We start from the raw sequence: 21,126 nt of genomic DNA on the forward strand, positions 1-21,126 counted from the left end.
GCCGCGCGGCTCCGCCGCCGGGGCGCGCCCCGCTGCACCCCGGGTCGTGTCGTTGCATGCGTCCTCCCGCCCGCCCCCCCCCCCGCGAAACAGCCTCTCAACCGCTGACGGGGGTTCCAGGGGGTCGCCCCCCTGGGCTGGCGCTGGAGAGGCGTTGGGCGAGGTAGATCGGGATGATCGAGAGGACGATCAGGGCGGCGGCGAGGACGTTGACGACCGGGGCCTGGTTGGGCCGGAACAGGTTGTCGAAGATCCAGATGGGCAGGGTCTGGGAGCCGGGGCCCGCGGTGAACGTGGTCACGATGATCTCGTCGAAGGACAGCGCGAAGGACAGCAGCCCGCCGGCGAGCAGCGCCGAGCGCAGGTTCGGCAGCGTCACGTACCAGAACGTCTGGAAGGTGTCGGCGCCGAGGTCGGCGGACGCCTCCTCCAGGCTGGTGCCGGTGCGGCGCAGCCGGGCCAGCACGTTGTTGTAGATGGTGACGACGCAGAAGGTGGCGTGCCCGACGATCACGGTGAACAGGCCGAGGCCGATGCCGAGCGGCTCCAGGACGACCTGGAAGGCGTTGCTGAGGGCGATGCCGGTGACGATGCCGGGCAGCGCGATCGGCAGCACCACGACCAGCGAGACGGTCTCGCGGCCGAAGAAGCGGTACCGGGCGACGGCGAACGCCGCCATGGTGCCGAGGACCATGGCGGCGGCGGTGGCGCCGACGCCGGCCTTGACGCTCGTCCAGACGGCCTGGCGGGCGCCCGGGTTGTCGAGCGCGTGCGCCCACCAGCGTCCGGTGAGGTCCGTCGGCGGCCAGCCGAACGTCTTGTCGGCGTTGACGGAGTTGATCAGCACGACGAGCAGCGGTACGTAGACGACCGCGAGCCCGAGGATCATCACGGCGCGCAGGGCCGTCCGCGCGGCGGGCGAGAGGGTCATCACAGCTCCCTGAGGGCGCCGGTGCGGCGGGCCGCGGCGAGGTAGACCAGCATGACCACGACGGGGATCGTGGCGACGGCCGCGGCGAACGGCAGGTTGTTGGCGGCGCCGATGTTGTCGTAGACGACGTTGCCGAGCAGCTGGCTCCGGCCGCCGACGATCTTGACGGTGATGTAGTCGCCGAGCGACAGCGAGAAGGTGAAGATCGACCCGGCGACCAGGGACGGGAACACCATCGGCAGCACGACCGAGCGGAAGGTGCGCCACGGGCGGGCGCCGAGGTCGCCGGAGGCGTCCAGCAGCGAGTCCGGCAGCCGCTCCAGGCCGGTGTAGACGGGCAGGATCATGTAGGGCAGCCACAGGTAGGCCAGCACGATGATCGTGGCGGTGAGGCCGTATCCGGGGCTGGACAGCCCCAACGGCTTCAGCGCCTCGTCGGCGAGGCCGCCGTGCGCCAGGATCACCCGCCACGCGTACGCCTTGACGAGGTAGGCCGCCCACAGCGGCGCCAGGATCGCGATGACGAGGTACGGCCGGTACCGGGGCCGGGCCACCTTCGCCATGTACAGCGCCATGGGGAACCCGATGGCGGTGTCGATGACGGTGACGGCCGCCGCGACGCCGAGGCTGCGCAGCGCGATCGTCCGGTAGACGGGCTCGTTCCACAGGTCCTGGAAGTTGGCGAGGGTGAACTGCCGGACGACCGCGCCGGTGAAGGTGTCGGTCGACCAGAACGCGGTGACGAAGATCGCGGCGAGCGCGCCGAGGTAGGCGACCACCAGCCAGGCCAGCGGCGCCGACAGCAGCAGGGACAGCCGCAGCGCCGGCCGGCGGTGCAGCAGCGCCGCCGCCCGGCGCCGGGGACCCGGCGCCGGGCGGGCGGATGCCTCACCGGCGGTGGACGCCGCCGGGGACGCGGTCATCCCTTGATCGCCGTCCATGCCTGCGTCCACTTGGAGTAGTCGACGCACTTGACGTTCTTGCGGCCGTCCAGGCACTGGGCGATCGGCGTCGTCCAGAAGTGCACCTTGGAGAAGTAGGTCTCGTCGGTGGCGTGGAAGGTGTCGCAGAACTTCTTGTCCGCGGTCTCCTGGCAGGCCTTGGCGTTCGCCGGGGCCTCACCGAACCACTCGGCGACCTGCGCGTTCGCCTTCGGGGACACGATGTAGTTCATCCACTGGTAGGCGCAGTTCGGGTGCTTGGCCTTCGCCGCGACCATCCAGGTGTCCGACCAGCCGGTCGAGCCCTCCTTCGGCACGATCGCCTTCACCGGCGCCTTCGCGGCCTCCACGTAGTTCGTGATGACCTGCCAGGTCGTGCCGAGCAGGGTGTCGCCGCTCTTGAACGACTGGACGGCCTTGGTGTAGTCGGACCAGTACTCGCCGATGATGCCCCGCTGCTGCTTCAGCAGCGCCACGGACGCGTCGAACTGCTTCTGGTCGAGCGCGTACGGGTCCTTGATGCCGAGCTCGGGGCGGGCCGACATCAGGTAGAGCGCCGCGTCGGCGATGTAGATCGGCGAGTCGTAGGCGGTGACCTTGCCCTTGTACGGGGAGTTGGCGTCGAACACCGCGCCCCACGAGTCGGGGGCCTGCTTCACCTTGTCGGTGCGCCACATCAGCAGGTTGGCGCCGCGGCCGTGCGGGATGCCGTAGGCCACGTTGTTCACCGAGTTCCACGGCTTGTTCTTCAGCCCGGCGAAGATGTCGGCGTAGTTCGGCACGAGCGCGGTGTTGACCGGGGCGACGCTGCCGGACGCGATGAGCCGCAGCGACGCGTCGCCGGACGCCGAGACCGTGTCGTACTGGCCGGTCTTCATCAGCGCGACCATCTCGTCCGAGGTGCCGGCGATCTTGGTGTTGACCTTGCAGCCGGTCTGCTTCTCGAACGGGTGGACCCAGTCGACCGTCTTCTCGTTGGAGCCGTCCTCGGCGTACCCGGCCCAGGCGACCAGGTTGACCTGGCCCTCGCCCTGGCCGAGCGACTTCTGCATCGGGACCTTCGGGACCGTGAAGCCGCCCTGCCCGGCTCCGGACGCCTTGTCTCCCGAGTCGCCGCCGCAGCCGGCGGCGGCCAGTCCGATCGCCAGCGCCGCCGCGGCGGCGAGCGCCATGCGCGTGGACCACATGAGGAACTCCTCTTTAGTTGGGGGTTTTCGCGGAGGTTTCAGTGCTCGGTGCGGCACCGGCGACCCGGAACTCGTGCGCCGCCTGCCAGCCGACCCGGACGCGGGCGCCGCGGTGGCGGGTCGCCTCCGCCGGGGAGGCCGCGAGGTTCTGCCGGAGCGCGACGACCCGGTCGCCGGACTCCAGGTCCACCACGAACCTCGTGACGGCGCCCGCGTAGACGACCTCGGCGATGGTGCCCTCGGCGTGCCGGTCCCCCGCCGGCCCGCCCGTCCCGCCGTCCGGCGCGGCGCCCTCGCCGTCGCCGGGGGCGTCGCCGCCGTCGAGGATGCGCACGTGCAGCTTCTCCGGCCGCACGCAGACGTCCCCGATCCGGTTGGTCGTGCCGACGAAGCCGGCCACGAACTCGGTCGCCGGGTGCTCGTACACCTCGGCGGGCGTGCCGACCTGCTGGACGCGGCCGCCGTCGAGGACCGCGATACGGTCGCTGAGGGTCAGCGCCTCCTCCTGGTCGTGCGTGACGAACACGAACGTGATGCCGGCGCGGCGCTGGATCGTCTTCAGCTCGACCTGCATCTCCTCGCGCAGCTTCAGGTCGAGGGCGCCGAGCGGCTCGTCAAGCAGCAGTACCTTCGGCTCGTTGACCAGCGCGCGCGCCAGCGCGACCCGCTGGCGCTGCCCGCCCGACAGCTCGCTGGGCCGGCGCGCCTCGAAGCCGTCGAGCCGGACGCTGCGCAGCGCCTCAAGCGCCCGCTCGCGGCGCTTCGCCTTCGGGACCCGCCGCACCTTCAGCCCGTACTCGACGTTGCGGAGCACGTCCAGGTGCGGGAACAGCGCGTAGTCCTGGAAGACGGTGTTGACGTCGCGGTCGAAGGGGGCGAGGCCCGTGACGTCGCGGCCGGCCAGCTCGACCGTCCCGGACGTCGGGCGCTCGAAGCCCGCGATGAGCCGCAGCACGGTGGTCTTGCCGGATCCGGACGGACCGAGCATCGAGAAGAACTCGCCGTCCCCGATGTCGAGGTCGACGCCCGCCACCGCCTCGACGGCACCGAAGGTCTTGCGCAGATCGCGGATCCTCACCGCTGTAGCCGGCATGAACGAAAACATATGGAGTCATAGGTTTTAGTTCAAGTGACGATCCGGTATCACTGAGTCAACGGGGAGAGGGGGCCCATGGACGGTGCGGAGGGCGCACGCCTCGTCGTGTTCGCCCCGGTCGACAACACCGCCCGGGTCGACGCCGTGGTCCGGCGGATCGGCGACGCCATCGCGCTCGGCCTCCTCGACGACGGGGAGCAGCTGCCCAGCGAGACCGATCTCGCCGGACATCTCGGGATATCGACGGTAACTCTACGCGAAGCGCTGATGGCCTTGCGTCAGCAGGGGCTGATCGAGACCCGGCGCGGCCGCGGCGGCGGCAGCTTCGTGCGCGCCCCGGCGCGCACGTTCGACCTCGACGAGCGGCTCCTCCCGCTGTCCGCCGAGGAGCTGCGCGACCTCGGCGACCACTACGCCGCCATCGCCGGCGCCGCCGCCCGGCTGGCCGCCCGCCGCTCGCTGCCCGGCGACGTCGACCGGCTGCGCCGCTCCCTCGCCGAGATGACCCGCCCGGACGCCGCGCCCCGGATGTGCCGGCTGGACGGCCGGCTGCACCTGGAGATCGCCGCCGCGTCCCAGTCCGTCCGGCTCACCCGCGAGGAGATCCGGCTGCAGGCCGACATCGGGCCGCTCATCTGGGCCGTCCACGACGAACCGGGCGCCCGCCGGGCCGTGCACGCCCAGCACGCCCGGATCGTCGACGCCGTCGAGCGGGGCGAGGAGGACCGGGCCCGGGATGTCGCTGAAAGTCACGTCGCGAATGCGATAGAACGTCTGATTGACCGACGGCTCACCCTCTGACCCGAGGTGGACCCCCATGCCCCCCGAGCCACCGTCCGCCGGTGCGGCGGCGGACCGCGTGCACGCGACCCTCGACGCCGTCTTCGGCACGGTCGCCGAGATCCGCGACGCCTCGGCGCGGCTGCTGCGGGAGGTGCGCGGCGCCGGCCGCGTCCCGGCCCGCGCCGACCTCGCCGCCCTGCGCCCCCTGCTGCTCCCCCGGCTCGGCCCGCTGGTGTGCGGCCTCGGCTTCATCGCCGCGCCCCGGCTGCTCGCCGACGCCGCCTGGTACCTGGAGTGGTGGCAGGCCGGCCCCGCCGGCCCGTCCCAGCTGCTGCGCGACCTGAACCCCGAGAGCAGCGCCCTGTACGACTACACCGCCTGGGACTGGTTCACCGGCCCGGAGGGCGGCGCCGAGAAGACCGTCTGCGGCCCCTACGTCGACTACCTGTGCAGCGACGAGTACGTCCTCACGCTGTCGGCCCCGGTCCGCGTGGACGGGGAGTTCGCCGGCGTCGCCGCCGCGGACGTGTTCGCCCGCACCTTCGAGCACGAGGTCGTCCCGGTGCTGCGCGAGATCCCCGCGCCCGCCTTCGTGGTCAACGCCCCGGGCCGCGTGATGGCGTCCAACACCGCCACGTGGCCTCCGGGCGCCGTCTACCGCGGCCGCCCCGGCCACACCGCCCACCCCTGCGGCGACCTCTCCCTGAGCCTGATCACGGCCGCGTAGGCCGCACGGGGCGCCGGCTCAGTCGGCGTCGGGCAGGCCCAGGGCGAAGGCCGCGTCGAGGTCGTGCTTGGAATAGGTGCGGAACGCGATGTGGGTCTCGGTGCCGAGGACCCCGGGGACCTTGTTGACCCGGCCCGGGATCACGTCGTTGAGCTCGTCGTGGCGGCGGACGCGGACCATCGCCATCAGGTCGTGCTCGCCGGTGACCGAGTAGACCTCGCTGACCCCGTCCAGCGCGGCGATCGTCTCGGCCACCTCGTGGATGCGCGCGACGTCGGCCTTGACGAACACGATCGCTGTGACCACTGGGCCCCTCCCCTGAGTTCGGACGCCCCCGACTCTACTCAGGTGCGGCTGAGCGCCGCGATGCGGCGGGTGCGGCCCGCGCGGCGGGCCAGCAGCGCGAACAGCACGCCGGCGGAGAAGCCGTAGATGTGCGCCGTGTAGGCGACGCTGCTCTCCTCGTCGCCCAGCGACAGCCACTGCAGGATGAACCAGTAGCCGAGCACCACCCAGACGGGCAGCCGCAGGACGATGATCGGCGGCACGTAGCTGACGACGCGGCCGCGCGGGTTGAGGATCACGTAGGCGCCCATCACCCCGGCGATCGCGCCGGACGCGCCGATGAGCGGGACCGTGGAGTCGGGCGAGGTCCAGGCGAAGCCGTACACGGCGATGAGCCCGAACGCGAGGTAGCTGAGCAGGAAGCGCCATCGCCCGAGGCGGTCCTCGACGCCCATGCCGACGACGAAGAGGAAGACCAGGTTGCCGAGCAGGTGCATCGCGCCGGAGTGCAGGAACATCGAGGTGAACGCCGACGTCCACGGCGCCTTGTGGTACCCGTCGGGCCCGCACTGGCTCGTGATGTCGGTCGGCAGCGGCTGCTGGTCGCCGGTGGTCAGCTCCTTGGGCACGGCGCCGTACTGGTAGGTGAACTCGGCGGCCTTGCACTCGCGGACGGCGCCCTTGCCGTACCAGGTGGCGAAGTTCGACATCGGGGTCATGAGGAACACCACGACGTTCACCGCGACCAGCAGGTACGTCACCCACGGGACGCGCCGCGCGGGCTGGCTGTCGTAGAGAGGCAGGGCCATGCGGGGTCGTCCTCTCCGGGCGCGGGGTGTCCACCGTCACCTTAGTGGGCGGCCCGGCCCGTCAGCGCCTTCCCTGGGGGGCTTCGGGGTCGTGGCTCGCGTAGGCGTTGTCGATCCAGGCCCGCAGGCCCTCGGCGCCGTGCGCCGGGCACGTCCAGGCGCCGTCCAGTTCGACGAGCCGGACGCCGGGCAGGTCGAGCCAGCGCAGCACGCACTCCATCTCCTCGGCGGTGGCGCCGGACGACGGCGGCGCGCCGAGCGCCACGCCGCCGGGGGCGCCGCCGGCCGGCGGGAAGACGGTGTCGGCCGTGGCGATGTGGGCGTCGACGTTGTGGCGGGGGTGGGCGGGGGGGGGGGCCGGGTTCGGGGGGGGGGGGGGGGGGGTCAGGTCAGGTCGCGGGTTACGGCGTCGGCCAGGAGGCGGCCTCGGCGGGTGAGGACGGCGCGGCCGCGCTCGTACGGGGCCGGGTCGACGAGGCCGTCGGCGATGGCGCGGCGGACGGCGGCGTCGTCGAGGAGGTCGGCGGGGCAGCCGTCCGCGAGGCGGAGTTCGAGCATGATCCGCTCGATGCGGCGGTCGTCGTCGTCGAGGATCTCGCGCGCGTACGCGGGCGTGGTGCCCTCGGCGAGGCGGGCGGCGTACGCGGCGGGGTGCTTGACGTTCCACCAGCGGGTGCCGCCGACGTGGCTGTGGGCGCCGGGGCCGACGCCCCACCAGTCCGCGCCCGTCCAGTACAGGAGGTTGTGGCGGCAGGCGGCCTCCGGGGACGAGGCCCAGTTCGAGATCTCGTACCAGTGCAGGCCGTGCGCGCGCAGGAGGTCGTCGGCGATCAGGTAGCGGTCGGCCATGGCGTCGTCGTCGGGGGCGGTGAGCTCGCCGCGCCGCACCTGCGCCGCCAGGCGGGTGCCCTCCTCGACGATGAGCGCGTACGCGGACACGTGGTCGGGTTCGCAGGCGAGGGCGGCCTCCAGGGACGCGCGCCAGTCGTCGTCGGTCTCCCCCGGCGTCCCGTAGATGAGGTCGAGGTTGATGTGCTCGAAGCCCGCCTTGCGCGTCCACTCGACGACCTGGGGGACGCGGCCCGGCGTGTGGGTCCGCTCCAGGACGGCCAGGACGTGCTCGCGCGCGCTCTGCATGCCGTATGAGACGCGCGTGAAACCGACCTCGCGGAGCTTCGCCACGTAGGACTCGTCCACCGACTCGGGGTTGGCCTCGGTGGTGACCTCGGCGCCCGGGGCGAGGCCGAACTCGGCGTCGATGGCCGCAAGGACGCGTCCGAGATCGTCGGGCGCGAGGAGGGTCGGGGTGCCGCCGCCCACGAAGACCGTCTGGACCGGGAGGTCCGCGTCGCCGAGCACCCTGCGGGCCATGCGGACCTCGGCGACGGCGGTGTCGGCGTAGGAGTCGCGGCTCGCGCCCGGTCCGAGCTCGGTGGCCGTGTAGGTGTTGAAGTCGCAGTACCCGCACCGGGTCACGCAGAAGGGCACGTGCACGTAGAACGCGAACGGCCGCGTGCCCAGGCCCTCCAGCGCGCTGCCGGGCAGCGCGCCGTCGGCGGGTACGGGATCACCGTCGGGCAGCGTAGAGGGCACCCCTACAGTCTGCCGCCCGCGGCGGGATGGTCAGGCCTGGTCGAGCTTGCGGCGGAGCCAGGCGGGGATGTGCGCGTCGGTGCGGGGGAAGCGGTCGAGGTCCAGCGCGTAGGCGGACGGCGTCAGCGGCGGCGTGAACTCGGGCTCGCCGTCGTAGTCGAACTCGGCGCTGAACCGGCCCGAGCGCTCGATCTCCAGCCGGGCGGTGAACCACGCGCCCTTGCCGCGCCGGTACATCACGCGGCGCAGCTCGTCCATCTTGCCGACGGCCTGGCCGGGCGGCGTGGCCTTGCGGCGCTCGCCGGCGGCGTCCTCCACCTCGAAGGACGCGCTGTCGATGCCGACGGTGGCGCGGAACTCGAAGCCGAGCCGCTCCCAGCCCAGGGGCGCGGCCGAGCGCAGCGCGCGCACGGCGCCGTTCACGGTCTCGCGCTCCTCCGGGGAACGCAGGACCTGCTCGGAGTGGGTCACGCTCGAACCTCCGGTACCGTCGACGCACTGCCCCCGACGGTACCGACATCCGGGCCCGGATCGAGGAGCGCCGGCCGTGTCGCGGCGAAACCGCCGGCCGCGATCGCCGCCCGGGCGGGACGATCTTGGTCGAGCCGGGCGGAACGCGGGCGGCACGGGCCGCAATGATGCGTGCCGCCCCTCTTGGGCGGATAGGGTCGTCCGAATGCGGAACGAGGGGCCGGTGGACTGGGGGCGTGTGCCCGCGCGCGTGCTGCTGCGCGGCGGCCCCGGCGGATGGCACTACGTCGTCGTGGACGACAAGGGCGCGGAGCGGCGCACCGAGTTCGACGGCCCCGGCACCCTCTGGCAGACCGGCGGGCGCTCCGATCCCGAGCCGCCGTGGTGGCGGCGCAGGCTCGCCGAGACCGCCGAGGGGATGCGCGCCGTGATCGCCGAGCGGCTCACCGACGCGACCTTCGGCGACCTCGGCGCGGAGGCCGCGATCACCTGGTTCGCGGTGGACGACCCGGTCGAGTGGGAGGGCCTGGTCACGCTCCGGGAGGCGGACCCGGCGCGGTTCCCGGGCCGCGTCGCCCCGTTCGTGATCACGCTGGAGCCGGGCCGCGGCGCGCTGCTCCCGGACGCCCACCTGCTGTTCAGCACCCCGGCGTCGGACGCCTGGGCGACGCTCGACGCCGTCGCGGAGCGGTGCGGCACGCCGCCGCCGAGGGCGCAGTTCCTGTGCGGGTGGGCCGACCACCGCAGCGTGCAGGTCGGGCGCGGGGTGCTGTCGCTGTCGACGGACCGGTCCGAGACGGGGGCCGAGCGGGTCGCGGAGATCTGCGGGACGCGGCGGCCCGGCTGGAGCGGCAACCCGGAGATGCGGTTCCGGCTCGACGGGATCGACCTGCTGGACGAGCCCGCCGACGACGTGACCGCGCTCCTCGCCGAGCTGGGCCACGAGGTGGTGCGGCGCGGGCGGGCCGTGCGGCTGCCCGGGCTGGGCCTCACCCTGTACGGGCCCGACGGCCGGTCGCCGCGCCCCGCCCGGCGGTCCGCCGACGGGGAGGAGCGGTTCGCGGCCGTGTCGATGCAGCATCCGGCGCCGTTCGCCCCGCTCTGGACCGGCGCCTGAGCCGTACCGCCCGGAGCCGGGGGCGCGCGGGGGCGTTCCGAAGATCGTCCTTGCGGCAACGATCCCGACATCCACCGGGGACCGGCCCGTCACCGGCGCGCAATCCGGCCGCCCTAGGTTTCCCGATCATGAGAAGCCGTGCGCGTCACACAGCCCTCGCCCTGTCCGCCGCCGCCCTCGCCGCCGCTCCCCTCGCCCTCGCCGCCCCCGCCGAAGCCGCTCCCTCCGCCGACACCGCCGCCGCGCGGACGATCAACGTCCAGCGGGGCGGTCCCGCCCGCTCGTTCGCCTTCACCGCCGGCCGCGCCGGGGAGGCCCTGATCGGCTTCACCGCGTCCGCGCCCGGGGTGTCGTGGGCGAAGAAGGGCGCCGAGTCCGCCGTGGTGTCCATCGCGGTGGACGGCCGGCACGTCACCGACCTCGTCGTCCCGTCGTCCGCCCCGACGCCCCGCAGCCTCGCCCTCGGCCGCGTCGGCCGGGGCCGGCACAAGGTCACCCTGCGGTTCGCCAAGGGCAGCGCCCCCGCCGCGCAGCGGGTGCGGCTCGCCCGCACCGGCGTCCGGATGCCCGCCGCCGACCAGCTCGTCCTGCGCTACGCGCCCGTCGTGGTGGGACGGACCCTCGCGGTGACCGGCGACGCGTACCAGAACGCCACGACCGACACCCCGCTGATCGCGTGGCACGAGACCAGGCCCGCCCCCACCCCCGGCCACCAGATCCTCGAATACTCGGTCGTCTGGAGCAACGAGGACGGCGGGACGGACACGCCCGCCCTCATGGCCCGCTGGGGCCGCACCACCGACATCGAGTGGATCTACCGCGTCGAGGTCGACGCCAAGGGGAACCGCGTGGACGGCACCGGCGTCTACCAGGCGCCCAACCACGCCACGTTGCAGTTCACCGGCAAGTACGAGGCCGATCACCCAGTCCTCCAGACGTGCACGGTGAACAACAACATGTGCGACGCCGTCACGCCGGACTCGCCGCTGCGCTTCATGCCGGACGTCACCGCCACGCGCCCGCAGGACCGCACCCGCGAGTACGTGATGGACCAGCAGCCGTGGACCTACCGGGTCATGGCGCAGGAGATGCTCCGCGAAGGCAAGATCGAGAACCCGTCCGACCCCGCGACGACGGCGGTCGGCGACCAGCGCACGTACCTGTTCGCCGAGTTCGCCAAGACCACCGGCGCCGCCACCGGGACCGGGTCCGTGCCGGGCGTCGCGCTCGGGGTGCGGCTGAAGTCCGACCCGTCGCGGCTGTACCGGTCCGACCACGACCAGCCGACCTGGTCGATCGACCGGGACGGGCCGGTCGCGACGACGGTCGAGCTGCCCGAGGGCACGCGGCCGTCCGACATCGCGAGCGTCGAGGCGATCCGGCGTCCCACCGGGCTCGGCGACAACGGCGCGCCCGCCACCGTCACCGCCGTCAACCGTGGCTTCTTCCTGGACTCGTCGTACCTGCCGGAGAGCTCGTTCCTGACGTGGAAGGGCTCGGTCGCGCTCACGCCGCAGAGCCCGTCGGGCGTCCTCTGGCGTCCCTGACGGCCGGCGCCGGCCGTTACGGGCCGTCCGCCGGGCGGCGGGGGCAGGAAAGACGGAAACCGGGCGAACTCCGGATGCGTCCTAGGAGTCGTACTATTCGCCAAAGCTCGCTCAGCGAACCCGGAGAGGACACCCGCCATGGCCTACGGGCCTCCCCCGTCGCCCGGCCAGGGACAGCAGCCTGGATGGCAGCAGCCGCCCCAGCAGCAGAGCCCCTGGCAGCAGCCCGGATCGGCCTGGCAGCAGCCGCAGCAGCCCCCGCAGCCCGGTGGCGCGTGGCAGCAGCCGCCGCAGGACGGCCCGGGCCAGGGCTGGCAGCAGCCGGCCCAGGGGCGCGGCACCGCGCAGATGCCCGGCCATTTCGGTCCCGTCAGCGACGACGACAAGACCTGGTCGCTGATGGCCTACCTCGGCCAGTTCCTCGTCGGCGCCATCGCGCCCGCCATCGTCTACCTCGGCAAGGCGCGGTCGCCGTTCGTCCGCCGGCACGCCGCGCAGGGCCTGAACATGGGCATCGCGGCGATCGCCGTCTGGATCGTCGGCGGCCTGCTCGCGCTCGCCGTCGACGTCCTGATCTGGGTGCCGCTGGTGTTCACCGCGGTCGTGCTGTTCTTCCTCGTCTACGCGGCGCGCGCCGCCAACCGCGGCGAGTTCCGGGAGGTCCCGGTCGTCGTCGCCTGGCCGATCGTCAAATAGCCGATCGTGAAGTAGCGGTCGTCACGTAGCCGGTCGGCACGTAGCCGGTCGCCGGAGAACCCGGCCGGGCGGAGCGCCGCCCGGCCGCGGGGGTCGCTACTTGCGTCCCTTGTCGGTGGACTCGCCGCCGGTGGACAGCGCGGCGACGAACGCCTCCTGCGGGACGTCCACCCGCCCGATCGTCTTCATCCGCTTCTTGCCCTCCTTCTGCTTCTCCAGCAGCTTGCGCTTGCGGGAGATGTCGCCGCCGTAGCACTTGGCGAGGACGTCCTTGCGGATGGCGCGGATGTTCTCGCGCGCGATGATGCGCGCCCCGATCGCGGCCTGGATGGGCACCTCGTACTGCTGCCGCGGGATCAGCTCCTTGAGCTTGGCCGTCATCATCAGGCCGTACTCGCGGGACTTGTCCTTGTGGACGATCTGGCTGAAGGCGTCCACCGACTCGCCCTGCAGCAGGATGTCGACCTTCACCAGGTCGGACTCCTGCTCGCCGCTCGGCTCGTAGTCCAGCGAGGCGTACCCGCGGGTCCGCGACTTCAGCTGGTCGAAGAAGTCGAAGATGATCTCGGCGAGGGGCAGCGTGTAGCGGATCTCGACCCGGTCCTCCGACAGGTAGTCCATGCCGAGCAGCACCCCGCGGCGCCCCTGGCACAGCTCCATGATCGCGCCGATGTGGTCGGACGGCGACAGCAGCGTCGCCTTCACCACCGGCTCGTATACCGCGCCGATCTTGCCCTCGGGGAACTCGCTGGGGTTGGTGACGGTGTGCTCCGACCCGTCCTCCATGACCACCCGGTAGACGACGTTCGGCGCCGTCGAGATCAGCGACAGGCCGAACTCGCGCTCCAGCCGCTCCCGGACGATCTCCATGTGCAGCAGCCCGAGGAACCCGCAGCGGAACCCGAAGCCGAGCGCCGCCGACGTCTCCGGCTCGTAGATCAGCGCCGCGTCGTTCAGCCGCAGCTTGTCGAGGGCGTCGCGCAGCTCGGGGTACTCGTCGCCGTCCACCGGGTACAGGCCCGAGAACACCATCGGCTTCGGGTCCTGGTAGCCGCCGAGCGCGTCCGGCGCCGGGCGGCCCGCGACGGTCACCGTGTCGCCGACCCGCGCCTGCCGGACGTCCTTCACCCCGGTGATCAGGTAGCCGACCTCGCCGACGCCGAGCCCCTGGACGGGCTTCGGCTCCGGGGAGATCACGCCGACCTCCAGCGTGTCGTGCGCCGCGCCCGTCGACATCATCAGGCTCTTCTCGCGGCGCGACAGGTGGCCGTCCACGATCCGGACGTAGGTGACCACGCCGCGGTAGGTGTCGTACACCGAGTCGAAGATCAGCGCGCGGGCCGGGCCGTCCGGGTCGCCGACCGGCGCCGGCACGTCCGCGACGATCTTGTCGAGCAGCTCGCGCACGCCCTCGCCGGTCTTGCCGGACACCCGCAGCACGTCGGACGGGTCGCAGCCGATGATCCCGGCCAGCTCCTCGGCGTACTTCTCCGGCTGCGCCGCGGGCAGGTCGATCTTGTTCAGCACCGGGATCAGGTGCAGGTCCGCCTCGAGCGCCAGGTACAGGTTCGCGAGCGTCTGCGCCTCGATGCCCTGCGCCGCGTCCACCAGCAGCACCGCGCCCTCGCATGCCGCCAGCGACCGCGACACCTCGTAGGAGAAGTCGACGTGGCCGGGGGTGTCGATCAGGTTGAGCACGTAGTCGGTGCCGCCGGAGCTCCACGGCAGCCGCACCGCCTGGCTCTTGATCGTGATGCCGCGCTCGCGCTCGATGTCCATCCGGTCGAGGTACTGGGCGCGCATCTGGCGCTCCTCGACCACACCGGTCAACTGCAGCATGCGGTCCGCGAGCGTCGACTTGCCATGGTCGATGTGCGCGATGATGCAGAAGTTGCGGATGATCGCGGGATCGGTCTTGTCAGGCTCAGGCGCTGGCACCGGGGTCCGTTCGCAAACTCACAGGTGGACAATGGATCTGTACATCCATAGTCCCATGCCGGACCTGATGCTCCGTGCACGGCCTCCGCGGCGGCCCCGGGCCCGCCGGACCCGGCCGGTTCGCGGCGGACGGGCCCGATTGGTAGGCTGTGCGACTGCGTGTGGCGTAGCGTCGTGCCCCGGGGGCACCGTCCGCCCCCGTCAGACATCCTGTTCGCGCCTGCCGAGACGGCAGGCCATGATCGCAACCAAGGCTGAGGCACTACGACGTGGCTAACATCAAGTCCCAGATCAAGCGGAACAAGCAGAACGAGAAGGCGCGGCTGCGCAACAAGGCCGTCAAGTCGGAGCTGAAGACCGCGATCCGCAAGTTCCGCGAGGCCGCGGAGTCCGGCGAGATCGAGGCCGCCGTCGCCGCGCAGCGCGCCGCCGCCCGCAAGCTGGACAAGGCCGTCAGCAAGGGCGTCATCCACAAGAACCAGGCCGCCAACCGCAAGTCGGCGATCGCCAAGCAGGCCGCCGCCCTGCAGGCGAAGTGAGCACGGCGCTCAGGTAGACGCGCACGCCCGGGGCCGGTCCATCGCGACCGGCCCTGACGCATGCCCGGGCGGGAAGGCGGTCGGAGATCCATGGACGCTCGCCGTACGGTGAAGATCTCCAAGTACCTCGCCAAGCACCTGCGGCACCGCCCCGAGCGGATCGGCCTCACCCTCGACGCCGGCGGCTGGACGAGCGTCCCCGACCTGCTCGACGCCGCCGCCCGGCACGGCTTCCCGTTCACCCGCGCCGAGCTCGAGCACGTCGTCGCCGTCAACGACAAGCGGCGCTACGCCCTCGACGGCGACCGGATCCGGGCCGTCCAGGGCCACAGCATCGACGTCGACCTCGGGCTCCCCGCCGTCCCGCCGCCCGAGCTGCTGTACCACGGCACCACCGAGGCCGCCGCCCCCGCGATCCGGCGCGAGGGCCTGCGGCGCATGGACCGGCACGCCGTCCACCTGTCGCCCGACACCGAGACGGCGCGGCGCGTCGGCGCCCGCCGCGGGCGGCCCGTCGTGCTGGTCGTCGACGCCGGGCGGATGGCCGCCGACGGCCACGAGTTCCGCGTCAGCGCGAACGGCGTGTGGCTGGCCGACGCCGTCCCGCCGGAATATCTTCGCTGATCGCCGCGGCGTCCGCCCACGACGGGACGTGCCGCACCCAGTCCGGGACCTCGCCGTTCTGCGGCCCGAACAGGTACCGGTACGGGACGACGTCTCGGATCGCCCGGTGCACGTCAAGCCGGTCGTCGATCATGTGGGTGATCCCGAGCTCCGCGCAGTGCAGCGCCTTCTCGGGCCGCTTCCGGCAGAACCGCACGTTCCCCCTGGCCAGCCCGGTCCTGCCGTAGAAGTCGTGGTGGTCGAGCCACGCCAGCGTCCGCTCGCGGACCCGGTCGCCGCACTTGGAGATGATCCACGCGCGCCCGCCGAACGCGTCCACGAGCCCCGGCAGCACGTCGTACACGCCGTCCGCCGCGGGCGATGCCAGCGCCTCCGCGAAGGACCCGCCGAGGAACGCCGTGTCCGCCGTCCCCGGAGCCGAGACGCCCTGGATCACGCGGCCGAAATCGATGCCGAGACGAGGTTCCATGCCTTGAGCCTGGCCGCGCCACCGCTAGAACTGAACTATCGAATGCTCGGCGGTCTATAGTTCTCGTCTATGGAGCTGAGCCGCGTGTCCACCGACGCGCTCGCCTCCTTCGCCGCGTTCGCCGAGCGCCTCAACTTCACCCGCGCCGCCGAGGACCTGCACATCTCCCAGCCGGCCCTGCACGTCAAGATCCGCAAGCTCGCCGAGACGCTCGGCCGCCCCCTCTACACCCGGCACGGCCGCCGCATCGCCCTCACCCCCACCGGCGAGGCCGTCGCCCGCCTCGCCCGCGACCTCGACGCCCGCGTCTCCGCGTTCCTCGCCGACCTCGACGGCACCGCGCCGTCCCGGCTCCCCGTCCTCGCCGCCGGCGAGGGCGCCTACCTCTACCTGCTCGGCGACGCCGTCCGGCACGGCGTCCGGCTGATCAACGGCGACCGCGCGCGCACCCTCACCGCCGTCCGCACCGGCCGCGCCGACCTCGGCGTCGCCGTCCTGGACGTCCTGCCCGCCGACCTCGCGACCGTCCCGCTGGCCGCGTACCCGCAGGCGCTCGCGATCCCGGACGACCATCCGCTCGCCGCCCGCCCGTCCCTCGCCCTCGCCGACCTCGCCGGCGCGTCCCTGGTCGTCCCGCCGCCGGCCGGCCCGCACCGCGTCGCCCTCGAACGCGCGCTCCGCGCCGCCGGCGTGCCGTGGACGGCCGCCGTCGAGGCGGAGGGCTGGCCGCTCCTGCTGCACTTCGTGTCCCTGCGCGCCGGTCTCGCCGTCGTGAACGGCTGCGTCGTCCCGCCGCCGGGGGTCGTCCTCCGCGAGATCATCGACCTGCCCGCCGTCCCCTACTACGCCGTCCACCTGCCGGGCCGCGACGCCGACCCCCTCGTCACCGGCCTGCTGACCAGGATCCGCACCGCGCTGACCACCACCGGGAGCCCACCGTGCACTTCGAGATCGCCGTCGACATCGACGCCGCCCCCGAGACCGTCTGGAACCTGCTGAAGGACGTCGAGCGCTGGCCCGACCTGACCGCCTCGATGAACCGCGTCGACCTCCTCGACGCCCCTCTCCGCGAAGGCGCCCGCGCCCGCGTCCACCAGCCCGGAATGCCCGCCGCGGTGTGGACGGTCACCACGTTCACCGAGAACGAGAACTTCACCTGGCGATCCTCGTCCCCCGGCGTCACCACGACCGGCGGCCACGAGGTCCTCCCCCGCCCGTCGGGCGGCAGCACCCTCCGCCTCACCCTCGACCAGACCGGCCCCCTCGCCCCGCTGATCGCCCTCCTCATGGGTTCCCGGACCCGCCGCTACGTCACCATGGAGGCCAACGGCCTCAAAACCGCCGCCGAGTCCCCCTGACCCGCCCCCCGTACCAAGCGGCCACACCGCCCCGCGCAGCACCGCCTCGCGGCGTTGACCCACTCAACGGAGCCGCCACTCACCCGCCGGGCGCCAACCCGCACCCAAGCCGCTGCGCCCTGACGCCACACGCCCAGCGCCTCGATCACCGTCGAACACCGACGAACGACGGTGACCCACGCGAGACGACGCAAGACGGTCATCCGCGGACGGCGCAAAGCGATCCCTCACAACGCCGGACGTCGGTCACACTCGCGCTACGAACGGCGACCACCCGCGGACGCCCCAGGGCAGTCACCCACGGAGGACGGACGGCAGTCAACTGGGCGCGGCGCCGAGCGGTCAGCCGCGGGCTGGGGGCGGGCGATCATGTCGATGGCCACGCAGGGCAATCAAACGGACGACGTACGGCAGTCACACGCGGGCAACGGACGACGATCAGCCGCAGGCGACGCAGGGCGATCACCTACGGGCGAGGCGGCGCAGTTACCCACGGGTGACGCCGGACGGTCAGCCGTGGGCGGCGGACAATGATCGGCCGCAGGCGACGCAGGGGGTCGCCCAGGGGCGACGCGGAGAAGTCACCCGCAGGCGCGTGGGGCGTGTGCGACGGGCAACGCAGGGGGCGCCAGGGGCGACGCAGTTCGGTCACCTACGGAGAGGCGGGGCAGTTGGGCAGTTACCCATGGGTGACGCCGGGCGGTCAACTGCCGGGCCGTGGAGGGCGGTCAGTTGCGGGCGGCGACGATGTCGGCGACGGTCTTTTCCAGCGCGTAGGCGGGGTCGGCCGCGCCGCCCTTCACCTGCGCGTCGGCCTCCGCCACCGCGGTGAGGGCGCGCGCCACCCCGTCGCCCGACCAGCCGCGCAACTGCTTCTGCACGCGCTCGATCTTCCACGGGGGCATCCCGAGGTCCTTGGCCAGCGCGGCGCCACGGGCGCCCCTGGGCGCGCCGCCGACCTTCGCCAACCCCCGCACCCCCTGGGCGAGCGCGCTGACGATCAGCACGGGCGCCACGCCGGTCGCGAGCGCCCACCGCAGCTGCTCCAGCGCCTCCGCGAGCTGCCCTTCGATCGCCTTGTCCGCGACGGTGAACCCGCTGACCTCGGCGCGCCCCCGGTAGTAGCGCGCGACGGCCGCGTCGTCGACCTTCCCGCCGGTGTCGGCGACGAGCTGGCTGCACGCGGCCGCCAGCTCGCGCAGGTCGTTGCCGACGGCGTCCAGCAGCCCGCGCGCCGCGTCCGGCGAGATCTTCCCGCCGGACCGGCGGATCTCCGTCCGCACGAAGTCGACGCGCTCCCCCATCTTGGTCACCTTGGGGCAGGCGATCTTGCGCGCCTTCAGCTTCGTCAGCCCGTCCACCAGGGCCTTGCCCTTGGCCCCGCCGTGGTGGACGGCCACGAGCACCACGTCGTCCGCCGGGTCCTTGGCGTACTTGAGCACCTCGGCGGTGAGGTCCTTGCCGAGGTCCTGCGCGGACCGGATCACGAGCACCTTCCCGCCCCCGAACAGCGACGGCGACGTCAGCTCTGAGATCCGCCCGGGCTCCAGCCCGCCCGGAGCGAGGTCGATGACCTCGGCGTCCGGGTCCTTCGCCCGCACGGACGCGGCGACCTCGCCGATCGCCCGCTCCACGAGCAGCTCTTCGTCTCCCACGATCAGGATGATGGCCTCGGACACCCTTGCAGCATGCCACGCCCCGCCCCCTCCCCGCGCCACCTCCCGCTCCCCCGCCACCGCCGTTTCCGCCAACCCGCCCCCGCCGGCAATCCCCTGCCTCCCAGCAGACGCCCTCATCGGACATCACCGCCTGCCGCCAGGCGGGCGGATCAGTGGTGGGGGACGGCGGCGATGCCGGTTCGGGTGCGGACTATGGCGATGTCGCCGTCCTGGTCGGTGCGGTGGACCTGGGTGCGAAGGCGGTGCAGGAGGCCGAGGGTCGAGGGGGCCGGGTGGCCGTAGTCGTTGTCCCGTCCGACCGAGACCAGGGAGATCGCCGCATGGGCGGCGGCCAGGAAGCGCGGGTCCTGGCTGCGCGAGCCGTGGTGCGGGACCTTGAGCACCTGGACGCGGGGAACGCTCGTCTCCAGAACGCGCTGTGCTTCGGTCTCGACGTCACCGGCCAGCAGGGCGCTGAATCCCGGGCGGCGGGCCACGAGGACGACGCTGGCGTTGTTGATCGTGGTGCCGTCGTCCTGCGGTGACAGGGCGGGGCCGGTGGCCAGAGGGGCGATGATCACGAGGGTGAGGTCGCCGACGCGCCATTGCCGTCCGGCGAGCGCGGGACGGGACGGAAGGCCGGCGATGAAGCGGTTCTCGGCGCCGTCGGTCAGGGACGTCCTCACCACCTCGTGGACGGTGCGCCCGTGCCGGACGCCGGACGTTCCGCCGATGTGGTCGGCGTGCGGGTGGGTCAGGACCAGCAGCGGAACGTCCTTCACGTGCAGGCCGGAGAGGCAGCGGTCGACCGGGGCGGGGGCGGGGCCGGTGTCCACCACGACGGCGCGGCCGGGTCCGGCGGCGAGCGCGAGGGCGTCGCCCTGACCGACGTCGCAGGCGACCATCTGCCAGCCCGGCGGCGGCCAGCCCGGGGCCGTGATTCGCAGCACGACGACGGCGATCAGAACCCCGGCCATCGCCGCGACGGCGGCCGTGCGGAGCCCCGGGTGGCGCAGGATCAGGACGGCGACCCCGCCGGCCAGCAGCAGCGTCACCGCGCCGAGGCCGCCGCCTGTCCACGGGACGGTGGCGTACGGGAGCGCGGCGGCGGTCCGTGCGATCCAGATGATCCAGCCCACGGCCAGGCCGGCGGGCCGGATCGCCAGGCGGGCGAGCGGCAGGGACACGGGCGCGATCACGGTCCCGAGCGCGCCGAGCAGCGTCGCGGGCGCCACGGCCGGCGCGGCGAGCAGGTTCGCGAACAGGGACACCACACCGACCTCTCCGGAGAGCATCACCAGGACGGGCGCGACGGCGATCTCGGCGGCCGCCGCGACGGCGAGGGCGTCCGCGAGCGGGCCGGGCAGGCGGCGCGCGAGCCGCTCCCGCCACGGCGGCGCCAGGACGAGCAGGCCCGCCGTCGCCAGCACGGACAGCGCGAAGCCGTATGACCGCGCCAATTCCGGGTCGATCAGGACGAGGAGGAGTACCGCCGCGCAGAGTGCGGGCACGCCCTGCCGTGACCGTCCGGTGAACAGCGCGAGGAGCGCCACCAGGCCCATGACCGTGGCCCGCAGGACACTCGGGTCCGGACGCGCGACCAGTACGAACGCGGCCACCGCGACGGCCGCGACCGGCGGGGCGCGCCTCCGCCCGAGCCCGGCGGCGCGGCACAGCCAGAGCACCGCGCCGATGACGATCGCGAGGTTGGCGCCGGAGACGACCAGCAGGTGGCTCAGGCCCGCGGTGCGGAACTCCTCGGCGAGGGCCGGATCGAGCCGGGAGGTGTCGCCGTCGACCATGCCGGGCAGGACGCCCCGCTGGTCGGGCGGGAGCCGGGCGACCGCCGCGCGCAACCGCGCCCGGACGGATTCGGCGGCCCGCTGGACGGCGGACGGGCCGCCGAGCGGCGCGGGCGGGCCCCGCACGATCACCACGGCTGCGAGCAGCTCGGCGCCGCGCGGCTTCTCGAACCGGCCGCGCAGCCGCACCCGCTGGCTCGGCAGCAGCCCGAGCCACCGCGGGTCGTGCGCGATCAGCAGCACCGGCACGCGCACCCGGGCCCGCGCCACCGCCTCGACCCGCGCCCGGACGATCACCATGGGCCGCCCCCCGGCCTTCCTGGCCTGCGGATCCCCTGTCAGCACCGCCTCAGCCGCTGCTGCCCCTCCGACCTGCGCGAGCGCCCGCACTGGCCCGGTACCGACAGCGGTCGCACGGAACGCGACACCCGTCGCGGACGCGGCGATACAGACCAGCACCATTCCCAGCAGCCGCCGGTTGAGGACGTGTGAAGCTCCGCCTGCGCCAGCCCAATTCCGGACCCTCCGCAAGAGTGCTGAGCCCAAGCGCTCTTC

At 73.2% G+C, this 21,126-nt stretch carries 22 protein-coding genes; 9 read left to right on the top strand and 13 right to left on the bottom strand.

The genetic code is table 11. The features are described 5' to 3' along the window. Positions 1-97: 97 nt before the first annotated feature. The 4 genes from ABT299_RS32100 to ABT299_RS32115 are packed head-to-tail and all read right to left on the bottom strand — an operon-like array spanning position 98 to position 4,152. Positions 98-931 (bottom strand): ABC transporter permease, encoded by an 834-nt coding sequence (locus ABT299_RS32100; protein WP_190867328.1) that lies wholly within the window; start codon positions 929-931, stop codon positions 98-100. Then, on the bottom strand, positions 931-1,872 hold the full coding sequence (locus ABT299_RS32105; RefSeq protein WP_500253031.1) for an ABC transporter permease: 942 nt from the start codon (positions 1,870-1,872) through the stop codon (positions 931-933). The genes ABT299_RS32100 and ABT299_RS32105 overlap by 1 nt, the downstream gene beginning before the upstream one ends. Beyond that, positions 1,851-3,059, bottom strand: coding sequence for an ABC transporter substrate-binding protein (locus ABT299_RS32110; RefSeq protein WP_190867326.1), 1,209 nt, complete (start codon positions 3,057-3,059; stop codon positions 1,851-1,853). Before ABT299_RS32110 ends, ABT299_RS32105 begins: the two co-directional genes overlap by 22 nt. A 13-nt stretch (positions 3,060-3,072) precedes the next feature. Further along, entirely contained in the window at positions 3,073-4,152 is a 1,080-nt protein-coding gene (locus ABT299_RS32115; protein ID WP_190867324.1) for an ABC transporter ATP-binding protein, read from the bottom strand. Between the two features lie 78 nt (positions 4,153-4,230). Here ABT299_RS32115 and ABT299_RS32120 point away from each other — a divergent pair, with 78 nt between their 5' ends. Continuing rightward, positions 4,231-4,956, top strand: coding sequence for a FadR/GntR family transcriptional regulator (locus ABT299_RS32120; protein ID WP_190867322.1), 726 nt, complete (start codon positions 4,231-4,233; stop codon positions 4,954-4,956). A gap of 16 nt (positions 4,957-4,972) precedes the next feature. Beyond that, positions 4,973-5,665 (top strand): cache domain-containing protein, encoded by a 693-nt coding sequence (locus ABT299_RS32125; protein ID WP_387028909.1) that lies wholly within the window; start codon positions 4,973-4,975, stop codon positions 5,663-5,665. A gap of 18 nt (positions 5,666-5,683) precedes the next feature. Here the strand turns inward: ABT299_RS32125 and ABT299_RS32130 are convergent, their stop codons facing one another. The 5 genes from ABT299_RS32130 to ABT299_RS32150 form a co-directional block, all read right to left on the bottom strand. Further along, a complete protein-coding gene (locus ABT299_RS32130) occupies positions 5,684-5,971 on the bottom strand; it encodes an Lrp/AsnC family transcriptional regulator (RefSeq protein WP_151593712.1) in 288 nt (95 codons plus the stop codon). A 38-nt stretch (positions 5,972-6,009) separates the two neighbouring features. Beyond that, on the bottom strand, positions 6,010-6,759 hold the full coding sequence (locus ABT299_RS32135) for a rhomboid family intramembrane serine protease (protein ID WP_190867319.1): 750 nt from the start codon (positions 6,757-6,759) through the stop codon (positions 6,010-6,012). Positions 6,760-6,820: 61 nt separating this feature from the next. Next, complete coding sequence (locus ABT299_RS32140; protein ID WP_500253032.1) at positions 6,821-7,024, bottom strand: hypothetical protein; 204 nt, start codon at positions 7,022-7,024, stop codon at positions 6,821-6,823. Between the two features lie 119 nt (positions 7,025-7,143). Then, entirely contained in the window at positions 7,144-8,352 is a 1,209-nt protein-coding gene (gene hemW, locus ABT299_RS32145; RefSeq protein ID WP_500253033.1) for a radical SAM family heme chaperone HemW, read from the bottom strand. 30 nt (positions 8,353-8,382) lie between these two features. Next, the gene (locus tag ABT299_RS32150; RefSeq protein WP_190856194.1) at positions 8,383-8,823 is read right to left on the bottom strand and encodes an antitoxin YezG family protein; all 441 of its coding nucleotides are present in this window, start codon (positions 8,821-8,823) and stop codon (positions 8,383-8,385) included. 205 nt (positions 8,824-9,028) lie between these two features. Here ABT299_RS32150 and ABT299_RS32155 point away from each other — a divergent pair, with 205 nt between their 5' ends. From ABT299_RS32155 to ABT299_RS32165, 3 genes are all read left to right on the top strand, one after another. Next, positions 9,029-9,940: a hypothetical protein gene (locus ABT299_RS32155; RefSeq protein WP_190856195.1), complete on the top strand. Its 912-nt coding sequence runs from the start codon at positions 9,029-9,031 to the stop codon at positions 9,938-9,940. A gap of 128 nt (positions 9,941-10,068) precedes the next feature. After that, positions 10,069-11,487, top strand: a complete 1,419-nt coding sequence (locus ABT299_RS32160; protein ID WP_500253034.1) for a hypothetical protein — start codon at positions 10,069-10,071, stop codon at positions 11,485-11,487. A gap of 138 nt (positions 11,488-11,625) precedes the next feature. Continuing rightward, positions 11,626-12,183, top strand: coding sequence for a DUF4870 domain-containing protein (locus ABT299_RS32165; protein ID WP_190856197.1), 558 nt, complete (start codon positions 11,626-11,628; stop codon positions 12,181-12,183). A gap of 96 nt (positions 12,184-12,279) precedes the next feature. Here ABT299_RS32165 and lepA read toward each other — a convergent pair whose 3' ends face one another. Next, positions 12,280-14,121 carry a translation elongation factor 4 gene (lepA, locus tag ABT299_RS32170; protein ID WP_190856198.1) on the bottom strand — a complete coding sequence of 614 codons (1,842 nt, stop codon included), beginning with the start codon at positions 14,119-14,121 and terminating at the stop codon, positions 12,280-12,282. A 269-nt stretch (positions 14,122-14,390) separates the two neighbouring features. Here lepA and rpsT point away from each other — a divergent pair, with 269 nt between their 5' ends. After that, positions 14,391-14,660: a 30S ribosomal protein S20 gene (gene rpsT, locus ABT299_RS32175; RefSeq protein ID WP_190856199.1), complete on the top strand. Its 270-nt coding sequence runs from the start codon at positions 14,391-14,393 to the stop codon at positions 14,658-14,660. 90 nt (positions 14,661-14,750) lie between these two features. Further along, positions 14,751-15,284, top strand: a complete 534-nt coding sequence (locus tag ABT299_RS32180; protein ID WP_500253035.1) for an RNA 2'-phosphotransferase — start codon at positions 14,751-14,753, stop codon at positions 15,282-15,284. On the opposite strand, the gene ABT299_RS32185 is transcribed toward ABT299_RS32180, so the two are convergent. Further along, positions 15,229-15,753, bottom strand: coding sequence for a hypothetical protein (locus tag ABT299_RS32185; protein ID WP_190856201.1), 525 nt, complete (start codon positions 15,751-15,753; stop codon positions 15,229-15,231). The two genes, ABT299_RS32180 and ABT299_RS32185, sit on opposite strands and share 56 nt — an antisense overlap. A gap of 69 nt (positions 15,754-15,822) precedes the next feature. On the opposite strand from ABT299_RS32185, the gene ABT299_RS32190 reads away from it, so the two are divergent. Then, on the top strand, positions 15,823-16,752 hold the full coding sequence (locus ABT299_RS32190) for a LysR family transcriptional regulator (RefSeq protein ID WP_190856202.1): 930 nt from the start codon (positions 15,823-15,825) through the stop codon (positions 16,750-16,752). Then, positions 16,692-17,111, top strand: coding sequence for an SRPBCC family protein (locus ABT299_RS32195; RefSeq protein ID WP_190856203.1), 420 nt, complete (start codon positions 16,692-16,694; stop codon positions 17,109-17,111). Before ABT299_RS32190 ends, ABT299_RS32195 begins: the two co-directional genes overlap by 61 nt. A gap of 728 nt (positions 17,112-17,839) precedes the next feature. Here ABT299_RS32195 and holA read toward each other — a convergent pair. Together holA and ABT299_RS32205 are read right to left on the bottom strand one after the other, a co-directional pair. Then, positions 17,840-18,790: a DNA polymerase III subunit delta gene (gene holA / locus ABT299_RS32200; protein WP_347256656.1), complete on the bottom strand. Its 951-nt coding sequence runs from the start codon at positions 18,788-18,790 to the stop codon at positions 17,840-17,842. A gap of 149 nt (positions 18,791-18,939) precedes the next feature. Then, positions 18,940-20,871, bottom strand: coding sequence for a ComEC/Rec2 family competence protein (locus tag ABT299_RS32205; protein ID WP_500253036.1), 1,932 nt, complete (start codon positions 20,869-20,871; stop codon positions 18,940-18,942). Positions 20,872-21,126: the final 255 nt, after the last annotated feature.

It is taken from the genome of Spirillospora sp. NPDC000708, from assembly GCF_040299565.1.
In the GTDB taxonomy this organism is placed as follows: Bacteria; Actinomycetota; Actinomycetes; order Streptosporangiales; family Streptosporangiaceae; genus Spirillospora.